The sequence below is a fragment of the Parabacteroides sp. KHUB-02 genome (assembly GCF_056640955.1).
In genome coordinates, this window is the sequence record NZ_JBWQEV010000001.1 from 4,336,673 (window position 1) to 4,354,786 (window position 18,114).

The window sequence follows — 18,114 nt, forward strand, 5'->3', positions numbered from 1 at the left end:
CTCAATTTTCAATTACCTTGACCGGTGACTCATGCGCCAGATTAATATTGCCGCTTGTAATCACGACATCCCCTTCTTTCAATCCTTCCAAAAGGGTATAACTATCCGCGTTTTCCAGTCCGGTGCGCACGTAGTTCCAATAAGCGTGCCCATCAACTAAAGTAAATACGACTTGTTTTCCGGAACGTAATACCACAGCCGTTTTAGGTACGACCAATTGCTTCCCAAGCGAGCGTTGTACGCTAACCCGTACATTCATGCCTTCGAATAATTTACCTTTGTCGTTTACCGCCGCTTTCACTTGTACCATCCCGTTCTCATCCACTAGCGGGTTGATCTCGGATATACGTCCTTCAGTCTTTAAGCTGGTGGTGGCGAAAGGGGTAACTTCCACTTTATCTCCGTTTTGGATAAGCGGCAACTCACTTTCCAATACGGTGAAAGAGGCTTCCAGACTATGAGGATCGATAACGGTACAGAATGCGTCCGTCGTAGACACCACGTTCTCTTGTTTAGCGAAAAGGTTTGCGATAATACCGTCGAAAGGCGCGATTAGCGTCGCATTCTGTTCCTCATATTGGGCAAGTTGATATTGGGCGAGCGCCAGATCATATCCACTTTTTACCCGTGCTAGGTTGAGCGTTGCGGGCGGGACTTTCGCTGAGTCTTCCAGCATATATCCTTGACCGATCAATACGTCTTTTAATTCAAGCCTCGCTTTCTCTAGGGCATCTTTGGCTTGCGCTGTTTTGTTCGTGAGCCGGAAAGTAGCGAGTTCCGCTATTTTCTGTCCTTTGTTTACCCGGTCTCCGTTCTTCACGTAGATACGGGCGATGGGTTCCGCCGACTCAAACCGTAAGTCCACCAACTTGCGAGCGGACAGTTTACCATTGCTTATCAACTCATGATTAAATTCCGTTTGCTTCAATGTCATGATCGTGACTTCGTTCGCCTCATCCGGCAATACGGTCTCTACGGAATCCTGTGTGGCATCTGTATCTTTCTTTTCTCCGCCGCATGCGCTTAAACAGAATAAAAGCGTAAAGGTCAACAATTTATAGTATTTCATACTCGTATGATTGATCGGTTTGTACAATTTGTCATTCGCAAATATAAGTATTTATTGTTACGATGTAGTCGTAATTGCTATAAAAATAAGGATATTGTATTCATATTGATGTGTTGTTTAACATACTTCGTGCTTTCTCTTTCATTTCTTTAATAGCGGAACTTTCCACTTTGGGTTTCTTAGTTAATACGGAATCAATCGCCTTTTTCAATTTTGCAGGTTGAAAATAAGATGGTTCCGTATAAAGATTCATTAACAGATAATACGGATAGATACGTTCCGGTAAAATATCAATGGCATGTAACAGGTGCTTTTCCGCTTGTCGGTATTCACCTAAACACTGCTCATTTTTAGCCATTACGTAATAAAGCATGGGATCGGAGCTTAATAAGACAGCTCTTTCCAGATATCCATTCGCTTTCTCGTATCGTCCGGTCTTGCTTAGGCATTGAGCGACCTCGAAAAGGAATTCCGGTTTATGCTTCAATAATGGATACAAAGGTTCATATACCTCCAAGGCCGCTTCGTAAGCTTTATTATTGTAAAACATTTGCGCCTTATTCCATTGTTGATAAGCCTTATAATGATCTTTTTGCATCCAGAACAAACCAATTCCAAGAATAGCGATTCCCATAAAAAATATCTGTTTGCCCCATCTATGGCCATTTGATTCGGCTTGGTTCTCACGGATCTCATCCTTGTCCGGTGTTACGCTCATCACCCCTAGGAATATCAATACTACCCAAAACTCCGGCAATTGCAATGGATAAGAAGAGAAGGCGAATATAGCCATAGACATCAATCCCCCGCAACAAGCATACCTTTTGTTCTTTATTCCTTTATAAAATAGAAGCCCCAGCCAGCCTATAAATAGGGCTAATCCTACTAACCCCTGTTCTAATCCAATCTGCAAGTATTCATTAAATGCGTACTCCGGGCATCCGGCAACCAACTTTTCCTGTTCAGTCGCTTTTCCCGAAGCCATGTATTCCGCTTGTGTTTCAGCGTAAGCGGCAGGGAACCCACCTAGGCTGGTACCTGTAATCGGTTGTTTTTGTATCGCTTTCGTCGTGATCTTCCACATCAGAAACCTTCCGTCTGCCGAATCTTTCTTTAATGTATAGAGTGATGCGCTCCCGCCAAGAAGCAATATGCCGCCTAGGATACCGCCTATGATATACCACCTTTTGTGTTGTCTCAGTCTGGTCGCTGCCTGTTTCCTGTCAAGGCGGTACAGGGCATATACCCAGGCGCAAGAAACGACCACCGCTATCCATGCCGATCGGCTCATTCCCGCAGGAAGTACAACGATCGCTGTGCCTATACATCCCATGGACAGGTAATAGGGCATATTTCGTTTGGACTGTTCCAGCAAGATACCAAGAGCCACCGGTAATGTGATCGCCAAATATCCGGAATAAGGCCCCGGATTGAAAAAAGAGCCGGTCAGCCGAAACAGGGAATGGTTCGAATAGGCCCATCCCTGTAATTGACGGAAGCCCCAGATGGCTTCTATAAGACCTGTCGCGATAAAGAACATTGAAAAATATCCTATGAGCACCGGATATTCATGGAGTACCTGCCGAAGCAGATACCACAAGACAACCATTTGTCCGATAAACAGGAGCTTTTCCGGCTCCGGGTGTATGGAGTAGGGATAAGAGAGGAGGATAAGCCCCAAGAGGGAAAGGGGGAGGATATCCACGTAAGTCCATGGGCACAGCCCCTTGCTTGGATTCAACCACAAACCTTGTAGGGACACAGCGGATAAGAACAGGGCGATTAGTTGAATCCAAAAGGTTTTCTCTGTCACCAAGTGTGTGGATAGCATTCCCAATCCTGCGAAAGGGGCGCTTAGCAAAAGTGTCCCAAGTAGGGTATATACGCCGAGTTTCAACAGTTCTTTCATGGTTAATATCTTTTTACCGTATCGTTTTCCACCAAAAAGATACGATCTTCCGCAGCCTTTTCCGGTCGCGAGATCATCGCTTTCAACAGGCTCCCTTTAGGTATCTTGCGAATGAGGATGCCACCGGGTATCGTGTCTGTCGGGAAATATCCGTTTTTAAAACACTGCTGTTCCTGTTCCCAATAAGCGAGTATATACGGCACTTGCTGTTGATACGGGTTGTCCGAGGCGATAAAGATGGAATCGGTTCGGGCCGGATCGGGCTTAATTTTCGTGATGATCCCCGTATTGCTCACATGGAAAGGGGATGTGATGAAGCGTAGTGAGCCATAGGCCTCTTTGTCATATTCGGCGATGATAAACACATCATCGCCTACGATCTTCGGGAAGGTACAGCGGTTGCCGATCCGTTCGCTCATGGCGAAAGGCCTCCAGTTACCATGATTATAGGTACAGAGGTAAATAGGTGCTCTTTTTGATCTCACCGGGAGGTCGCAAGTCGTATGGATATCTGCGACAGGTGGTAGGTATTGCTCCGTGACAGCGGTCAATAACGGATTTTTTAAGAACGTACGGTATTCATCGGTCGACTCGGTCGTTACCGGATGTAAGGGGGCGAATCCGTATCTGTAAACCTTGGCCGGGGTCAAGAACGGCTTGGTTAGGTTGTAGATCAAGGAATCCGGGCCTTCGTACTCCGGAGCGAAAGGTAGGAATCGCCCATCCTCGTTTAAGAATGCGCACCAATAATGTTCCCCGTTCCTACGAGTCCAGATCGTATGTTCCGCTACAGTGGGAATACCGGCCGCACGCATCAGCTGGATACCATACAAGACTACCCCATCACAACGTCCAACCCCTGTCCGGTGGATCTCCTCTGCGGTTGGATAGTGGATGGGTATCTCCGTTTGATAGGTGACTCGGGTTCGTAGTATCTTTTGTAACCTCACGGCCGCGTCGTACGTGTTATCAATATGCGAACTATCCAGCAAAGGGAGGTACGTCCGCATCAGCTCCTCACGTAAACCGGAGGGCTGTTCGTATAACCCCCGGTAGGGAAGTATATACCTGCAAAAATTCTCGAAACTTACCGATTTATTCCAGGGCTTGGGCCACGCCTGAAACGCCAGCTCGATATTACGGATTAGATAGTCCGAGGATAGGGTGGTGATGTCTGATACCCTCTCTCGCTTCTCATATCCGAAATGATAGACCATATTGCGTATCAAAAAGCGGGCGGCCTCTCTTTTTAACGAATCCCCTTCATAGTATTTGATGACATATTCCAACTCTTTCCTGTTATCGCCGGCTTGCGACAACGCATATTCCAACATACTTTCTTCTTGGCTTTTTGAGAAACCGCAAGAGTGCAGACAGATCCAAGCGCATACATATAAAATAAGCTTATTCATAATTCTTCAATTGTTTCGAATATTTTTCCAAAAACGTCCCTTTCTGTATTCCCCCGTGTAAGGGTCAACGGATTTCCACACTTTCCAAGCTACCCCTACGATAAATTCCTCCGGTATAAGTCCGAGATAACGGGAATCTCTAGAGTTTTCTGTCTTATCTCCGGCCACGAAGTAATAGTTGCTTTGGAACCGGTATTGTCTTACCTGTTTGTCTCCTATATAAACTTTACTATCTTTCCACGATAGGGAATCTTTTGATTCCCACTCGATCATTTGTTTGTATAGCTTATAATTTGTTTGATTCACGGTAATTCTATCCCCTTTTCGGGGGATATACAAAGGACCGAAATCATGAACATTCCAATTGAATGTAGAATCAAAAGGGAAACAACGGTAGACACCGTCCGGCATCCGATCCGCTTTTTGTCTGGATAGGTTCGCTTGACTTTCTACATTCCCCAAAGGCTCTTTTGTATGGTTGTTTCGGTAGAATCCCTGTTCGATCCGGATGGAGTCTCCCGGTAACCCGAGGCAGCGTTTGATATAATATTGCATGATGTGCATTTCGATCCGCTCCCATGAATAGGGATGCGGGTAGTTGAATACGAGAATATCATTCCGTTTGATTTGTCCGACTCCGGGTACTCTGTATATATCTACCCGCTTCCCTTTCATCGATGCGAAAATATTGAATAGCCTAGGTCCGGCTATCCATTTGTTTACTAATACTTGATCTCCGGTTTGGAGTTGAGGCTCCATGGAATCGGAAGGGATTTTGAACGTGCTGAAACTGAAGATGAGGAAGAATGCGTATATGCAACCAATACCAAATACCCCATAAAATATAAGTGTCAGATATCGTAACATCTGATTTATATTTGTTTTGTATATACGTTTTTCTATTCCCATTCTTTTATGTTTATGCCTCATTTCCTAAATCCAAATTCTTTGGATATCAGTCATCAATAGTCGAACACTACGATATGATATTCCGGATCATCACTGATACCATAGATCTTCCGTTTTTGATTGTCTACAGCGATGGAGGAGACTCCTTGGTCTAATGTGTAATGGCATTCAAGGCTACCGTCCCATCCGATTACAAATAATTCTTTGCATAATATATTGTAATTAGGCTCTGTCACCATTTTTCCATTATAAAGAACAAATAAACTATTCCCCACGTTTACAGGACTATAAAAAGCGTCTCTATAAGTTTGCGGGCTCGCTTTACTTCCGATAATGTCTCCATCCCTAAATTCTTTGAAAACAGATGCGAAATGATCCGGTCCCCGTAATTGTTTTTCCAAGGTCCCGTTCACGTTATAGATGCAAATTAAATCAGTGAAGTAGTGAGTGATTGCAACCTTCTCTTTTCGGTTGGTGGTTAGGTCTGCCCGAAACGCATTGATTAATTCGGCAGGAGTATACTCCTGCTCAGTTTTAGGATAAGTACCGAAATCCATCGTTTTCTTACCTGTTTGATCAAAAAGGAATCCAGGACTCGTCTCTTGATAGGATACGCCTAAGAACCCGTTGCCCAAGCTTCGAATATTGCTCCATAGCGGTTTTGTATCTAGGGAGATACGGCTGGCGTATTCCGGTTCTTTTCCACTGGTAAATTCCGGGATAGAGTAAGTGAAAATCGTAGAGGTCATCATATCAAAAATGACTACGGAATCGTTCCGATTGACGAAACATGGTGTCATCATCTCTTTAGGCCCTTGTCCTACAGGGATACATTCTCCTTCCTTATGTGCCGTATTGAGGTTGAAGATGTGGAATTGTTTTTCCGCCCCTTGATTGCAAGTAACTAGGAAGGAGTCGAATAATTGGATTTGTGAAGGTCGTAAAATAAGACTGTCAAATTCAATAGTTTTTCCGGATAGTGATTTTCGGACTTTGAAATCACTTCGCTGGAAGGTTATGCTTTTGTCATCTTGTTTTTGATTATCGGTACAAGCGATGAATCCTAATAGGATGAGTGAAAGGAGTAGAAGAGTATATATTCTCATGAGTTGAGTTAGTTATTATTTTATTGATTTATATTATAAGAAGCGATATTCCAGCCGAAATCATCATCTTTTATTGCTGTGTATAAGTGTTTTCCGCTATTGTCTACTGTGATGTAATATGCATCTTTAGGAAGACTGTATTTTTTTACGGGATTTCCATTCCAATCAAATACATAGATGATATTGGAACTATATGCGTTTTCGATCGTTTTTTCAGAATGTAGTGCATAGACATATTGATCGCAAGATGTGATGTCAATGTATCCAATGGAGCTATTTCTGTCGGGGAAGACCATTCTCATATTGTTTTCTTGTGCGGGAGTGTATTGAGGGTCTCTTTCTCTTAATAGTTTTATAGGTCTAATTTTATTTTCTTGAACCTCAAAGATGTCAATGTTTGAGGAATTACTGACGAAATATGCATATTTGTTAGCATTAGGTGCCTTTGTCAATCTACCTTGATTGGATAGTATTTTTTGTGACTTGTCGAATAATTCGTTGTGCGCATTATATATTAATACATTACTATCTATAATTTGGCTCTTGTTATTAAACAATACATACTGCTCCCTAGAATTGTATACTCCGGCTCCTAGGTATAAAGAATCATTTACGGGGACGATAGCAGAAAGGAAGAAATCGTCATTAAATCCTTTTCTGTATAAAACGAGAGGATCTTTATTTATATCTATCTGTAAAGAGTCAAGTGGATATTGGGCTATAAATCCAGTTGAGCAACTGAAGATTTTATATTGTCCATCAATGATATATCCTCCACAGGGTAAAGGAATTTCTGTTGGTCCTTGACCGATATTCCCGAATCTTCCATAACATTTTCCGGTTTTATTGTTAAATAGAGTGAATGATGTCCCACTGTGATAATCCCATGTGATCAAAAGAGAATCATTGCTTTGTATGCCTTCTATACGACCAAGATAGTCTTTGTTAATAGCAGTTTTAGGATTTGTGAGATGAATCTCTTCTGGAAATTCATTGCCTTTATTTTCTGTTTTTGAACAGGAAAATAGAGATGATAAAATAAGTGTAATGATTATTGTACTTTTCATTTTTTTTGATTGTTATAGATGTTAAAAAGAGGATGAGGGGTATGTCAAAATTTTGTTTTGTCATAGTGAATTTGACATCCCCCCCCTTCTTTATGGGTATTAGCAAGGAGTTACCCTAAAAAGACCATGGATATAAGAACCACCATCTGATTTGCAATTTCCCCAGTATCCACAGCACCACCAGCCGCTTCCACCTTCCCCACTAGCCAATGCCTCCACATTGTCAAGCGCTAAATCAGAGAGTTTAATCTCGTTTTCACTCTGGTTGATGTTCCATGCCGCAGCTACTGCTACGACTGCCATTACGGCTATTCCTAAAATCTTTTTTCTCATGATATTTCTTTTTTATAGTTTATGTTTTTGAGAATTTAATCTCTTGCTTACTATTCTTCTGCAAGATAAGGATATTCTCGAATTCCTCTTTCAATTTAATTTACTACTTTTGTGTCACCTCCTTTCTGCTTCATGAGTAAAAGTGGGGTGGGAGGCTTGCTTGTGATCGTTCCAATATATCCGGCAAGCTCTCCCTTCTTTTTTATTTATTGAGCCATCCCCCGAATGTTTAATTTTATCAGTTGATTCGTATTGCATTTCACGGTAATCGTCTCGTCAAAGACTCCTTTGTCTTTCGGTGTCATGATGACTCTTACTTGAAGGGGCTCACCCGACTTGGCGGGATGTTTGTCGAAAGATGGGCGGGCACAGCCGCAGGTTGTAGCTGCGTCTAGTATGACTAACGGGTTGTTTCCTGTGTTTGTTAATCGGAAAACAACTTCTTTGCTTTCTCCCATTTGGATAGTTCCTAGCTGTATGGATGCCTCTTCCACTTTCACGGTGGTCTGTATTTGTGAAGCGGGTTGTTTTCCGGTGACCTCTTTTAGGTATAGCTCCCGGATATTCGGGTTGTGGATAGGATTTCCTATCACTACGACCTTATTGTCCTTATCCAATAGGAAGGTTTGAAATCTCCCATCGGCCGGGAAATGATTTAGTTCGTTCAGCTTGTCGGATTGATCCAGACAGATAGGTTTGTCGAAATTGTCTTTTTTCAATATATACCGTATTTCTTTCTTATCATCGGACTGGAAGAAAAACAGGAATGGAACCGTTCCTTGGGTAATGGAGTCGGTGTATTGAATCAATTCTTTCCATCGGTACAGTTGGAGTTTGCAACTGGTACATCCTATGGAATCCACGAAAACCAGCACCTTGTGGAGGGATTTTGGCAGGGTGAAGTCTACCGTATCGGTTGCAAACCGTGTAAAGACCATGTCTTGCGGAAATCGTATCTCTTTTCCTTGCCATTCGGATACTAAATGTTTGATCTCGTCTTTTTTCTTGTCTTGGCAAGCTAGAAGGAATAATAATAGTATGATTAGATTTAAGTATTTCATGATATTTTGTCGTTATATTTTAAATGAAAGAATCGGATCGTTGCTGTTTACATCCGTGGCGAGGATCATCCCCGTATCCTCATCTACGTTGATACCGTAAATGGCATGGTCGAGCACATATTTCCGGACGGGGTTTCCTTTGAGGTCGAATACATAGATATATCGTCCTCCATCCTCAATCTCTTCCCCTCGTAGGTATGCTTGTTCGATATCTTTGAAACTACGGCCATGAAATACGGTATAAATGAAATTGTCTGTGATATGAACATCACTGAATCCCATGATACCCGTTGGAATTCCCTCCGATCGTGAGATTGCGAATTGAGGTTCTCCATTAGGCCCATACCGTACGGTTTGTGTAGTATCTGTGAAGTTGTATATTTCTAATGCCTCTCCTAGTTGGGTTGCCATGACCAAGATGCCTTTTTGGGGATTATAGTCGAAGAAGCTTCGCCACGCTTGCGCCAATGCAGGGCGTGCGATGTCTTCATAATTATTTTCAGTCGGGATCTGATTAGCGGAGTGAATCCATTTCCCTTCTCGGTCTGTCCACTTTTGTCTATATTCACCGAGGTAGTCAGATACCAAAAAGCCCGATTCCATCGGGTAAAAGTCCAATGCCCTAACCAGCCGCTTGTCTATATCGATCGTTTCTACGGGGATGATGTTGTTCATATTTTGTTCAATCTTCCACCGGGTTGTTCGCATTTTGTTCGCATCGAGCGTCCAGATAGAATCCTTGGAGATAAACCGGAAGCAATCTGCCGATACCATTTCCTCGGGTCCCTCGCCTCGTTTGCCAAACGATGTCATATATTCCCATTCGGGGTAAGAGAAGGCATGGAAGAAATAATCTACGTTGTGCAAGTCCATGATAATAGCGATACCATCCTTGACCGCTACCCGGAAAGGATAGCGGAACAAGGCGGTATCTAGGTGGATAACCTGTGCGTTTAATGCCTTTTCATCGGGAAAATCCTCGTAGCGGGGGAAGTGCCGTGAGGATTCCGAACAGGATACCAGATTACCTATTAATAGGACTATGTACACGTAGTAGTTCATGTGTTATTTTAACGATTGTATATATATTTGTAATATCCTCCATTACATGATAGAGAGCCAGCCCCATAGCAATCTCCGGATCCACTTTCACCGGAAGCTAGCGCTTCAATATTAGAGAAAGTAAGATCTGTGAAATTTTGTTTTCCTTCTTTCAAAAGAAAATACGAAGCACACAAGGCACAAATGAAAATGATAGCGAAAGCTTTTTTAAAAGTAATTTGTTTCATGTCGTTTCTAATTTTTGTTACAAACGTACGGCTTGGTCTTTGAATAGCCAATCTTTTTAGGTGACTTTTAGCTGACAGTTGAAAAATAAGCCTTTAGTCTACCTATAGTCATCTTTCATCTTGCGAGTTGAATGAATTTATTCGTAGAAAGGGATGGAAAACGTATCTTTGTAGTTTCAACGAGGAATCATTATGGAGAAGCAAAATTGGAAATTTTATTGGAAGTGGAGTGTATTTGTTCTGATGACGATGCTTTGCTTGTTGTCTTTTTATAAATCATACCAAAATGTAAAGTATGAATTACAAGAAGAGTCTCAAACTTTATTTCAGCAGGCAGTTCAAGATGATACAAATAGGCGGATAAAAGGTTTAGGGGATGCTTTTTGTTTTTCCTATTCAGGCGCTAATCGATTGGAACGAGATAGCATTACAATCAAGACTGCCGATACGATTATACATATGAAGAATAATAAGGAGGTGGCACGGAGGATGTCTTCACAGGAGAAGTCTGATTTTAGCCTCCAACATTATTTGTCCATGGAGAATCCGATTCAAGTAACCTTACTGGATAGTGCTTTTCGTGCATCTTTGTTTGAACATGCGATTTCGGCTCAGACCGTAACTTGTTATACTTTTATGGATAAGACGGAATGTAGCTCTTCGGATACTTCTTTTTATCAATCTTTTATACCATTAAAAGAAATTGTTTTTGGAGCGAATCGGACGATCGTTTTGCAAGCGTTTGTTCAATTTCCTTTCCTTTATATAGTAGGTGAAGTGTTTTTGCGAAATATATTTTGGATTCTGGCAATGGTTATTCTCTGGGTTATCGCTATTGTCTTGACATGGAAAAGACCAAGGATAAATATCTTACCGCTACAAGAAGTACCTAAAGAGATGATACAAATAACAGAAGATATCTTGTTCGATGAAACACATGGCGTATTGCATTATCATAGGCATCGTATCGAATTGGCAAATCAACGGCTGAAACTGTTTTGTATTTTATTAGAACATAAAGGATATTTCATAGAGTCCGATCAGCTGAAAGAAGAAATCTGGCCGGATGGAAGTGTGTCCAAAGACGCTCTTACCGCTACGGCTAAAAGGCTTAAAGAGGATTTGTCTTCTATTCCCAATCTTAAGGTGGAAAGCTCTCGTGGAAAAGGCTATATGTTAAGTGTCGTGGGTTAACCTAACTTAGGAAAGGAAAGAGTGTCTAATGTTCATATCCCTAATGATTTCTCAAAATCCTCTTTCTCTTTGTCCGACAAATAAACCTTACCTTCCGGGCGAGTTTCAACTAGATGGCGATATAAATCCTCATCATTCATGGTTTTCGCTTCAGTGATCAATAAGTTCTCAATGAATGCCTTTAAACTCTTGCCTTCAGATACCGCCATGAACGATAGTCTCTTTAATGTGTCCTCTGGAAGCTCTATCAGTTTCTTCTTTCTTGGTAATGATAGTGCGTTATTCATAAGTCTATGTTTTTGATGCAAATATATAAAGTATATATAATATATGCAATATATAAAGTCTATATGATTGTTTTAAATTACCAGCACTATCCGGAAGGGCTGTAGTTACCGACAAACTGCGTTGGCAAATCGAGGCACATACTTATAACCAGTATATTGCGTACTAAAAACGTTAATATACAGGGTTATTGTTGTTTCTCGTAGGGAAAACAATGGTTTCTCCTATAGGAAACTTTAGTTTCTTCCTAGGGAAACAAAAGTTTCATAAGCGGAAAACTTTTGTTTTTGCTTAGAAAAACTGTAAACTATTATACGTTAATGTTTTATAGGTATCAAGAAGAGTGCTGAAGTGATGAAATACGGCGAGTGTAAGAAGATCGTTCTGTTTTGTGGTGAAAAAGCGTAAGTGATTGTAGATAGGATCGGATTATTGTAGATGTTTTTTTATCTGCAATCATGGGTTAAATATCATATAACCAGATGTCTATATGCGAAGTTGTAGATGTTGTAGATGTTTTTGATTATTTATAGGAAAGGATAGGGTGGTAAATGAATAGTGAGTGGGACGAGGGCGTTTTTAAGTAGATAGCCTTAGGGCAATTTATATAAAGGTATTTGCACGATGCGATGTGCAATTTTGTATGAAAATTGCACATCGTATCGTGCAATTTTGTATATTTGTCACATAAACATGAATCGATATGGAGACCTTATTTCGTTCCTTTAGAACTCAATTAGAGCATACTTCGACAGAAGTCGTGCGTTTTCTTCACGATCAGATCGCATGGGATAGCCGATTGGTTGCGATTTTAGGTGCTCGTGGTGTTGGGAAGACTACCCTATTGTTGCAGCATATCAAATTGTATGATCGTGAGGATGAGTCTTTGTATGTTACGGCAGATGATTTCTATTTTACCAAGTATCGGTTATTCGACATGGCTTATCAATTTTATAATCTGGGTGGGAAAAAACTTTATATTGACGAGATTCATAAATACAAGGATTGGTCTAGGGAGGTGAAGAATATATACGATCAAATTCCTGGTCTTCAAGTTATCTATACAGGTTCGTCTATTCTTGATCTGGAGAAAGGTGGTGCGGATTTAAGTCGCAGGAAGGTAGAGTATAGATTACCCGGACTTTCTTTTCGGGAATATTTGAATATATCGCAGGGGTGGCAGCTTCCATCGTATTCGTTGGAAGAGATTCTTGCTGGGAAGGTTGAGTTCCCTTATAAGGAAGCTCGTCCACTCAAATTATTTAATGATTATTTATCGACAGGTTATTATCCATTTTTTCAAGATACGGAATATCTCTTGCGTCTGCGTAGCGTGATTAACCAAATGGTGGAATCTGATATTCCGATTTTTGCGGATATGACGGTGGCTTCTGCCGTAAAGTTGAAGAAATTATTATATGTATTAGCTCAAAGTGTCCCTTTCAAACCAAATTATACGAAGTTGGCGAGAGATTTGGATATCAGCCGGAATGTGTTGCCCGACTACATGAGTTATTTGGAGAAGGCAGGTCTGGTTAATTTACTGCGAGAAAAAGCGCAGGGCTTGAAATTATTGGAGAAAGTAGAGAAGATCTATCTGAATAATACGAATCTGGCTTATGCGTTGTCGGAGCAGGTACCGGATATCGGTTCCGTGCGTGAGACGGTTTTTCTATCTTGGATGCGAGTCGTATGCTTCGTTACTTCTTCTGCGATTTCAGACTTTGAGATAGATGGCCGAACCTTTGAGATTGGGGGAAAGAATAAGACGCGGCAACAGATCAAGCAAGCGGCGGATGGGTATGTGGTGAAAGATGACATAGAGTATGCTTTCCGCAATATGATTCCTTTATGGATGTTTGGCTTTATCTATTGAATATCCATCAAGGTCTTGCCACGATCATTACATAATCCCTCTCGAACACTTTAGGATCGTCTAAGAATTTGATCAGGTCTTTTTGGCGGGAGGAGCCTGTGCGTTTAACGGTCTCACGCATTTCGGTGACGGTACGAATCATATAAACACAGTCATCGGTTTGTCCGTCTGGCCAGAACGGAAGTCCATCATCTATATCATTGATAAATCCTCCGGAGCTTTTGGGTAAGGCGTATGTTTTCTTCTCTTTCTTGAGATAGACTACTCGATGGGTGATAACCGGTTTGTAATCGTCCAGCCATCCCAGCCAATTATAGATGGCGGGAGAACCTTTTTGAAAGACTCCCATAAATAGCCCGTTCGGATTCTCCAAGAAAGAACGAAGCCCGGTCGGTTTATCTTGATTGTCTTTATGAAGCGCATATAAAGGGGTGATCGAGTGGGAACTTGAAAGCTGGTATACCGTATCGCGATAAGGAATCAAGAAATTCATCCGGTCTTGATCCGTATTCCAATAAAAGGTTTGAAACCGGGTGATCGTATCCGGAGAGACGTTAATATCTTTGGCATCCGCAAGGATGAATTTGCAAAGCGTATCTCCTCGAAGGTTGAATGTCGTTATTCCTTTCGGGATTTTAGAGCCTTCCGCATAATCACAAAGCATATATCCCGAGGAGGAGAAGCCTACTATTTGACTGGCATCCGCATTTATCGAATATTTGGTAGGCAGGTTTTCGGGGAATATATAATTCTGAATGGTCAGCATCGTATCTAATGTGGGTAATTCCCCGATACATGGCCTTATATCGTTGAATGTGGTCGAATCTTTTTTATTGTCTTGGTCGAGGCCGCTCAAGGCGCAGTACATACGGGTTGTTTTCTTGTCGTAAAATAGATTAAGGCCGTTCATCCCATGGTTCCATTTATAATCCAAGGCCTTAAATCCATATCGTTTGCTGGGAATGCCTTGCTTACGATAATAAATGCGTGGGTTATTGAATGTGATGAAAGCGTCGCTATCCGGAATAGCGATCGCTTGTGTTACCGTGTAACGAGCGTCTCCAACATTATAATATTCCAGCTTAGAGGCTATTTGACTCAGTTTCAACATCGCCGGATGGTCCAGCGCCTTTTCTATATCAATGAGGGCCGGAGTCGTCGAACGATTATATTCCGGTTCATATTGGGGAGAGGTGGGTTGATTCCTTTGTTGGCAACTATTTAAGAGCAATGCAAGGAACAATAAGCATGTTGAGAACTTGGTGATCATGATTGGATACGTATTGTTTATCGCAAACATATGTAAAATAATTGATTGTAAAAAATGATTTTACGAATTTATCATAGATTTGCGATAGCCCCGTAGAATAGTATCTAGAAATGATGCCTGTATATGATTTTATGATTTAGCGTTCTTTTTCTTAAGCGGAAGCCTTGGGAAAAGCTTTCGAAAACGAACTAGGTGGCTTGTTACGTTACTTCCTGCGATAATGAGGGTAACGGCTAGGATGATCAGGATGATTCCGCAACACAATCGTAACGTTAATGATTCACCGAAGACAGTCACTCCGAAGAATACGGCGGTCAACGGTTCCAAGGCTCCGAGGATCGCCGTCGGGGTGGAGCCGATATATTGGACCGCCAGTGTCGTGCAAAGGAAAGAGATAGCGGTTGGGAATATGGCTAGAGCGATCAGGTTACCCCATAAATACCAATCATGGACAATGTGAAGGCTCCTGCCGAAATCTATACGGACTAAAAACAAGGTCATTCCGAAAAGCAAGACATAGAACGTAAGTTTCAACGTAGCGATATTCTTCAATAGCGGACGATTCGCACCTACGATATAAATAGCATAGGAAAGAGCGGAAGCCATGACCAACAGGACACCGGTTAAACTAAGAGTCGTTCCGTCGCCACTTTTATAAAGTAAGCCGATACCGCCTAATGCCAGCAAGATACAAAAGATGGTTTGCAACGTTAATTTCTCCTTGAAGACAAACGCCATGATCAGCGCCACTAAGATCGGATAGACAAACAGCAAAGTCGAGGCGATGCCTGCTTCCATATAATTATAGCTTTGGAATAACGCTAGGGAAGAGAAGGAAACCAACAGCCCCATGAGGATTAAAGGAACGATCTCGTTGGGTTTCAACTTAAAGTTCCGCCCTCTCGCTTTGATCATGATACCCAATACCGGGATCGCGAATAAATATCTGAAAAATAGGACTGAATCCGGATTCATACCGGCTTTATACAAGGGTAGGGCGAACAAGGGGTTCATTCCATAAGTCGCTGCGGCGATAGCCCCTAGAACATATCCTTTTGCTTTTGCATTCATGATTAAAAATATTAGCGCGCAAAAGTAGTATATTCATGATAAATATTATATATTTGTAGATTATCATTTCAATAAATCGTTAACTAAAAAGTAATAAATATGCCTCCAGCAGCAAGATTGACAGATATGCATACATGTCCTATGCAAACCCCGGCTTGGCCATCACCGATACCCCATGTAGGCGGTCCTATCGTAGGGCCGGGAGCGGCGACTGTTCTAATCGGCAAGCTACCGGCGGCGGTAATGGGGGATAGTTGCGTTTGCGTAGGTCCGCCGGATACGATCGTTAAAGGATCTTCCACCGTGATGATCTGCGGTAAACCTGCCGCCAGAATGGGAGATACGACAGCTCACGGAGGGCAAATCGTATTGGGATGTCCCACCGTTATAATAGGTGGTTAGGAGGATCTGCGGCATATAATATATGTATATTGTGAGAATATTACTATCTTTGCCGCCACTTGAAAACTAAAAATAACAAGACATGGAAACAGTAGTAAGTGGAATCAGACCAACAGGTAATCTGCATCTAGGCAATTACTTTGGCGCGGTAAAGAGTTTCTTGCGGATGCAAGATGAGTATAATTGCTTCTTCTTTATCGCTGATTGGCATTCGTTGACTACTCACCCGCATCCTGACAATATACGAAATAGCGTAAAGACGATCCTCTCGGAATATCTGGCTTGTGGTATCGATCCGGAAAAAGCTACCATTTATATTCAGAGCGATGTGCCGGAGGTGGTAGAGTTGTATCTATATTTGAATATGAACGCCGGTATCGGCGAGTTGATGCGTACGGCTTCCTTTAAGGATAAGGCCCGTCAGCAGTTGCATATCAGCCGGGAAGGATGTGAAGGCGATGTAGAGAAAGAGATTTTTAATGAAGGTAATAAACATAGCGTAAGCGCTGGTTTGTTGACTTACCCGACCTTGATGGCCGCCGATATTATTATCCATAAGGCGTTGAAGGTTCCTGTAGGTAAGGATCAGGAGCAGAATATGGAAATGGCTCGTCGTTTCGCCCGCCGTTTCAATTCTACCTATGGAGTAGATTTCTTCCCGGAACCAGCTTCGTTCCATTTGGGCGATAAGTCCGTGAAAGTACCGGGCTTGGATGGCTCCGGTAAGATGGGTAAGAGTGAGGGTAACGCGATCTACTTGATCGATGATGAGAAAACAATCAAGAAGAAGGTTATGAAAGCGGTTTCCGATGCGGGACCAACCGAGCCGAATAGCGTGAAGCCCGAGCCGATCGCCAATTTATTCACGATGATGGAAATTGTCTCCGAGAAAGAGACCTATGATTTCTTTAATGAGAAATACAACAATTGCGAGATTCGTTACGGCGATATGAAAAAGCAGTTGGCTGAGGATATCAATAAGTTCTGCGCTCCGATCCGTGAGCGTATCTTGGATATGGCCGCCAATACGGAATATCTGGATAAGGTAGCCCGTATGGGTGCGGAGAAAGCTCGTGAGAGCGCTTCTAAGACTTTAAATGAGGTACGCCAGATTATCGGTTTTCGTCCATATTGATGCTTATTAATTAAAAATAAGAAAAAGCGTTTAGGGATAAGTCCTTAAACGCTTTCTTTTTATTAAAACCATTATAAAGAACCTGAAAAGCGATTTGTTAAAAAGAAAAGGTTGTTACTTTGCGGTGAATAGTTACAGATAACAAACGTATGGCTGCTATTACCACCCAAGAATTTGAACATCATTTCAAGAGTTTATATAAGCCCTTGTGTTTGTTTGCGCTTCGTTATACCGATCAGGTAGACGATGCCGAGGATATCGTGCAACAGGCCTTCGCGGATGTATGGGATAAGAACCGGGCTGGTAATGTGATCGGGAATCTCAAGGCTTATTTATATCAAGCGGTGAGGAATCGTTCTCTTTCATTTACCTCACAACCCGTAAACGCTGAGGCCACCGAGCAGTTACCCGACGTAGAAGATACCTCGGAAGAGGAAGACATCCTGCGATCGGAGCGTGACGCCCGCCTGTGGGACGCTATCGATCAGTTACCTCCCGAACGGAAGAAGATTTTCTTGTTATCCAAACGGGATGGCTTGAAATACCAAGAGATCGCGGAGGAATTGAATTTATCGGTAAAAACGGTTGAGAACCAGATGAGCAAGGCATTGAAAGCTTTGCGAGAGACCGCTATCCGTGTTTATATGTTCTTTTTCGGATAAATTTTATAGAAAGGAATGGGGGTTTTTCATATTTCTCTGTCTTAGAGATAAAGGTTACTTGTTT

The 18,114-nt window shown here is 42.0% G+C and carries 18 protein-coding genes; 5 read left to right on the forward strand and 13 right to left on the reverse strand.

The window, feature by feature from the left end:
* Position 1: 1 nt before the first annotated feature.
* From ACYIA1_RS18310 to ACYIA1_RS18355, 10 genes are all read right to left on the reverse strand, one after another.
* Positions 2 to 1,069, reverse strand: a complete 1,068-nt coding sequence (locus ACYIA1_RS18310; protein WP_022192521.1) for an efflux RND transporter periplasmic adaptor subunit — start codon at positions 1,067 to 1,069, stop codon at positions 2 to 4.
* Between the two features lie 100 nt (positions 1,070 to 1,169).
* Complete coding sequence (locus ACYIA1_RS18315; RefSeq protein ID WP_480336172.1) at positions 1,170 to 2,978, reverse strand: O-antigen ligase family protein; 1,809 nt, start codon at positions 2,976 to 2,978, stop codon at positions 1,170 to 1,172.
* A gap of 2 nt (positions 2,979 to 2,980) precedes the next feature.
* Positions 2,981 to 4,390 carry a transglutaminase domain-containing protein gene (locus ACYIA1_RS18320; protein WP_480336174.1) on the reverse strand — a complete coding sequence of 470 codons (1,410 nt, stop codon included), beginning with the start codon at positions 4,388 to 4,390 and terminating at the stop codon, positions 2,981 to 2,983.
* A 6-nt stretch (positions 4,391 to 4,396) separates the two neighbouring features.
* Entirely contained in the window at positions 4,397 to 5,257 is an 861-nt protein-coding gene (gene lepB, locus ACYIA1_RS18325; RefSeq protein WP_480336176.1) for a signal peptidase I, read from the reverse strand.
* 95 nt (positions 5,258 to 5,352) lie between these two features.
* On the reverse strand, positions 5,353 to 6,405 hold the full coding sequence (locus tag ACYIA1_RS18330) for a BF3164 family lipoprotein (RefSeq protein WP_480336178.1): 1,053 nt from the start codon (positions 6,403 to 6,405) through the stop codon (positions 5,353 to 5,355).
* A 20-nt stretch (positions 6,406 to 6,425) separates the two neighbouring features.
* Positions 6,426 to 7,472, reverse strand: coding sequence for a BF3164 family lipoprotein (locus ACYIA1_RS18335; protein ID WP_146375302.1), 1,047 nt, complete (start codon positions 7,470 to 7,472; stop codon positions 6,426 to 6,428).
* 99 nt (positions 7,473 to 7,571) lie between these two features.
* Positions 7,572 to 7,805, reverse strand: coding sequence for an NVEALA domain-containing protein (locus ACYIA1_RS18340; RefSeq protein WP_261385656.1), 234 nt, complete (start codon positions 7,803 to 7,805; stop codon positions 7,572 to 7,574).
* Positions 7,806 to 8,011: 206 nt separating this feature from the next.
* Entirely contained in the window at positions 8,012 to 8,866 is an 855-nt protein-coding gene (locus tag ACYIA1_RS18345) for a DUF1573 domain-containing protein (protein WP_480336181.1), read from the reverse strand.
* Positions 8,867 to 8,878: 12 nt separating this feature from the next.
* Positions 8,879 to 9,928: a TolB-like 6-bladed beta-propeller domain-containing protein gene (locus ACYIA1_RS18350; protein ID WP_480336183.1), complete on the reverse strand. Its 1,050-nt coding sequence runs from the start codon at positions 9,926 to 9,928 to the stop codon at positions 8,879 to 8,881.
* Positions 9,929 to 9,936: 8 nt separating this feature from the next.
* The gene (locus ACYIA1_RS18355) at positions 9,937 to 10,155 is read right to left on the reverse strand and encodes an NVEALA domain-containing protein (RefSeq protein WP_005867482.1); all 219 of its coding nucleotides are present in this window, start codon (positions 10,153 to 10,155) and stop codon (positions 9,937 to 9,939) included.
* Positions 10,156 to 10,347: 192 nt separating this feature from the next.
* Here ACYIA1_RS18355 and ACYIA1_RS18360 point away from each other — a divergent pair, with 192 nt between their 5' ends.
* Positions 10,348 to 11,349 carry a winged helix-turn-helix domain-containing protein gene (locus ACYIA1_RS18360; RefSeq protein WP_480336185.1) on the forward strand — a complete coding sequence of 334 codons (1,002 nt, stop codon included), beginning with the start codon at positions 10,348 to 10,350 and terminating at the stop codon, positions 11,347 to 11,349.
* Positions 11,350 to 11,381: 32 nt separating this feature from the next.
* Here the strand turns inward: ACYIA1_RS18360 and ACYIA1_RS18365 are convergent, their stop codons facing one another.
* A complete protein-coding gene (locus ACYIA1_RS18365) occupies positions 11,382 to 11,636 on the reverse strand; it encodes a hypothetical protein (RefSeq protein WP_455671383.1) in 255 nt (84 codons plus the stop codon).
* Positions 11,637 to 12,337: 701 nt separating this feature from the next.
* Here ACYIA1_RS18365 and ACYIA1_RS18370 point away from each other — a divergent pair.
* Positions 12,338 to 13,510, forward strand: coding sequence for an ATP-binding protein (locus tag ACYIA1_RS18370; RefSeq protein WP_005859561.1), 1,173 nt, complete (start codon positions 12,338 to 12,340; stop codon positions 13,508 to 13,510).
* A 7-nt stretch (positions 13,511 to 13,517) separates the two neighbouring features.
* Here ACYIA1_RS18370 and ACYIA1_RS18375 read toward each other — a convergent pair whose 3' ends face one another.
* Together ACYIA1_RS18375 and ACYIA1_RS18380 are read right to left on the reverse strand one after the other, a co-directional pair.
* The gene (locus ACYIA1_RS18375; protein WP_130882640.1) at positions 13,518 to 14,780 is read right to left on the reverse strand and encodes a DUF4933 domain-containing protein; all 1,263 of its coding nucleotides are present in this window, start codon (positions 14,778 to 14,780) and stop codon (positions 13,518 to 13,520) included.
* Between the two features lie 129 nt (positions 14,781 to 14,909).
* On the reverse strand, positions 14,910 to 15,851 hold the full coding sequence (locus ACYIA1_RS18380; protein WP_005859559.1) for a DMT family transporter: 942 nt from the start codon (positions 15,849 to 15,851) through the stop codon (positions 14,910 to 14,912).
* A gap of 99 nt (positions 15,852 to 15,950) precedes the next feature.
* Here ACYIA1_RS18380 and ACYIA1_RS18385 point away from each other — a divergent pair, with 99 nt between their 5' ends.
* From ACYIA1_RS18385 to ACYIA1_RS18395, 3 genes are all read left to right on the forward strand, one after another.
* A complete protein-coding gene (locus tag ACYIA1_RS18385; protein ID WP_480336188.1) occupies positions 15,951 to 16,253 on the forward strand; it encodes a PAAR domain-containing protein in 303 nt (100 codons plus the stop codon).
* An 82-nt stretch (positions 16,254 to 16,335) separates the two neighbouring features.
* Positions 16,336 to 17,388 (forward strand): tryptophan--tRNA ligase, encoded by a 1,053-nt coding sequence (trpS, locus tag ACYIA1_RS18390; protein WP_005867488.1) that lies wholly within the window; start codon positions 16,336 to 16,338, stop codon positions 17,386 to 17,388.
* A 149-nt stretch (positions 17,389 to 17,537) separates the two neighbouring features.
* On the forward strand, positions 17,538 to 18,050 hold the full coding sequence (locus tag ACYIA1_RS18395; protein WP_009275354.1) for an RNA polymerase sigma-70 factor: 513 nt from the start codon (positions 17,538 to 17,540) through the stop codon (positions 18,048 to 18,050).
* The last annotated feature ends 64 nt before the right edge of the window (positions 18,051 to 18,114 follow it).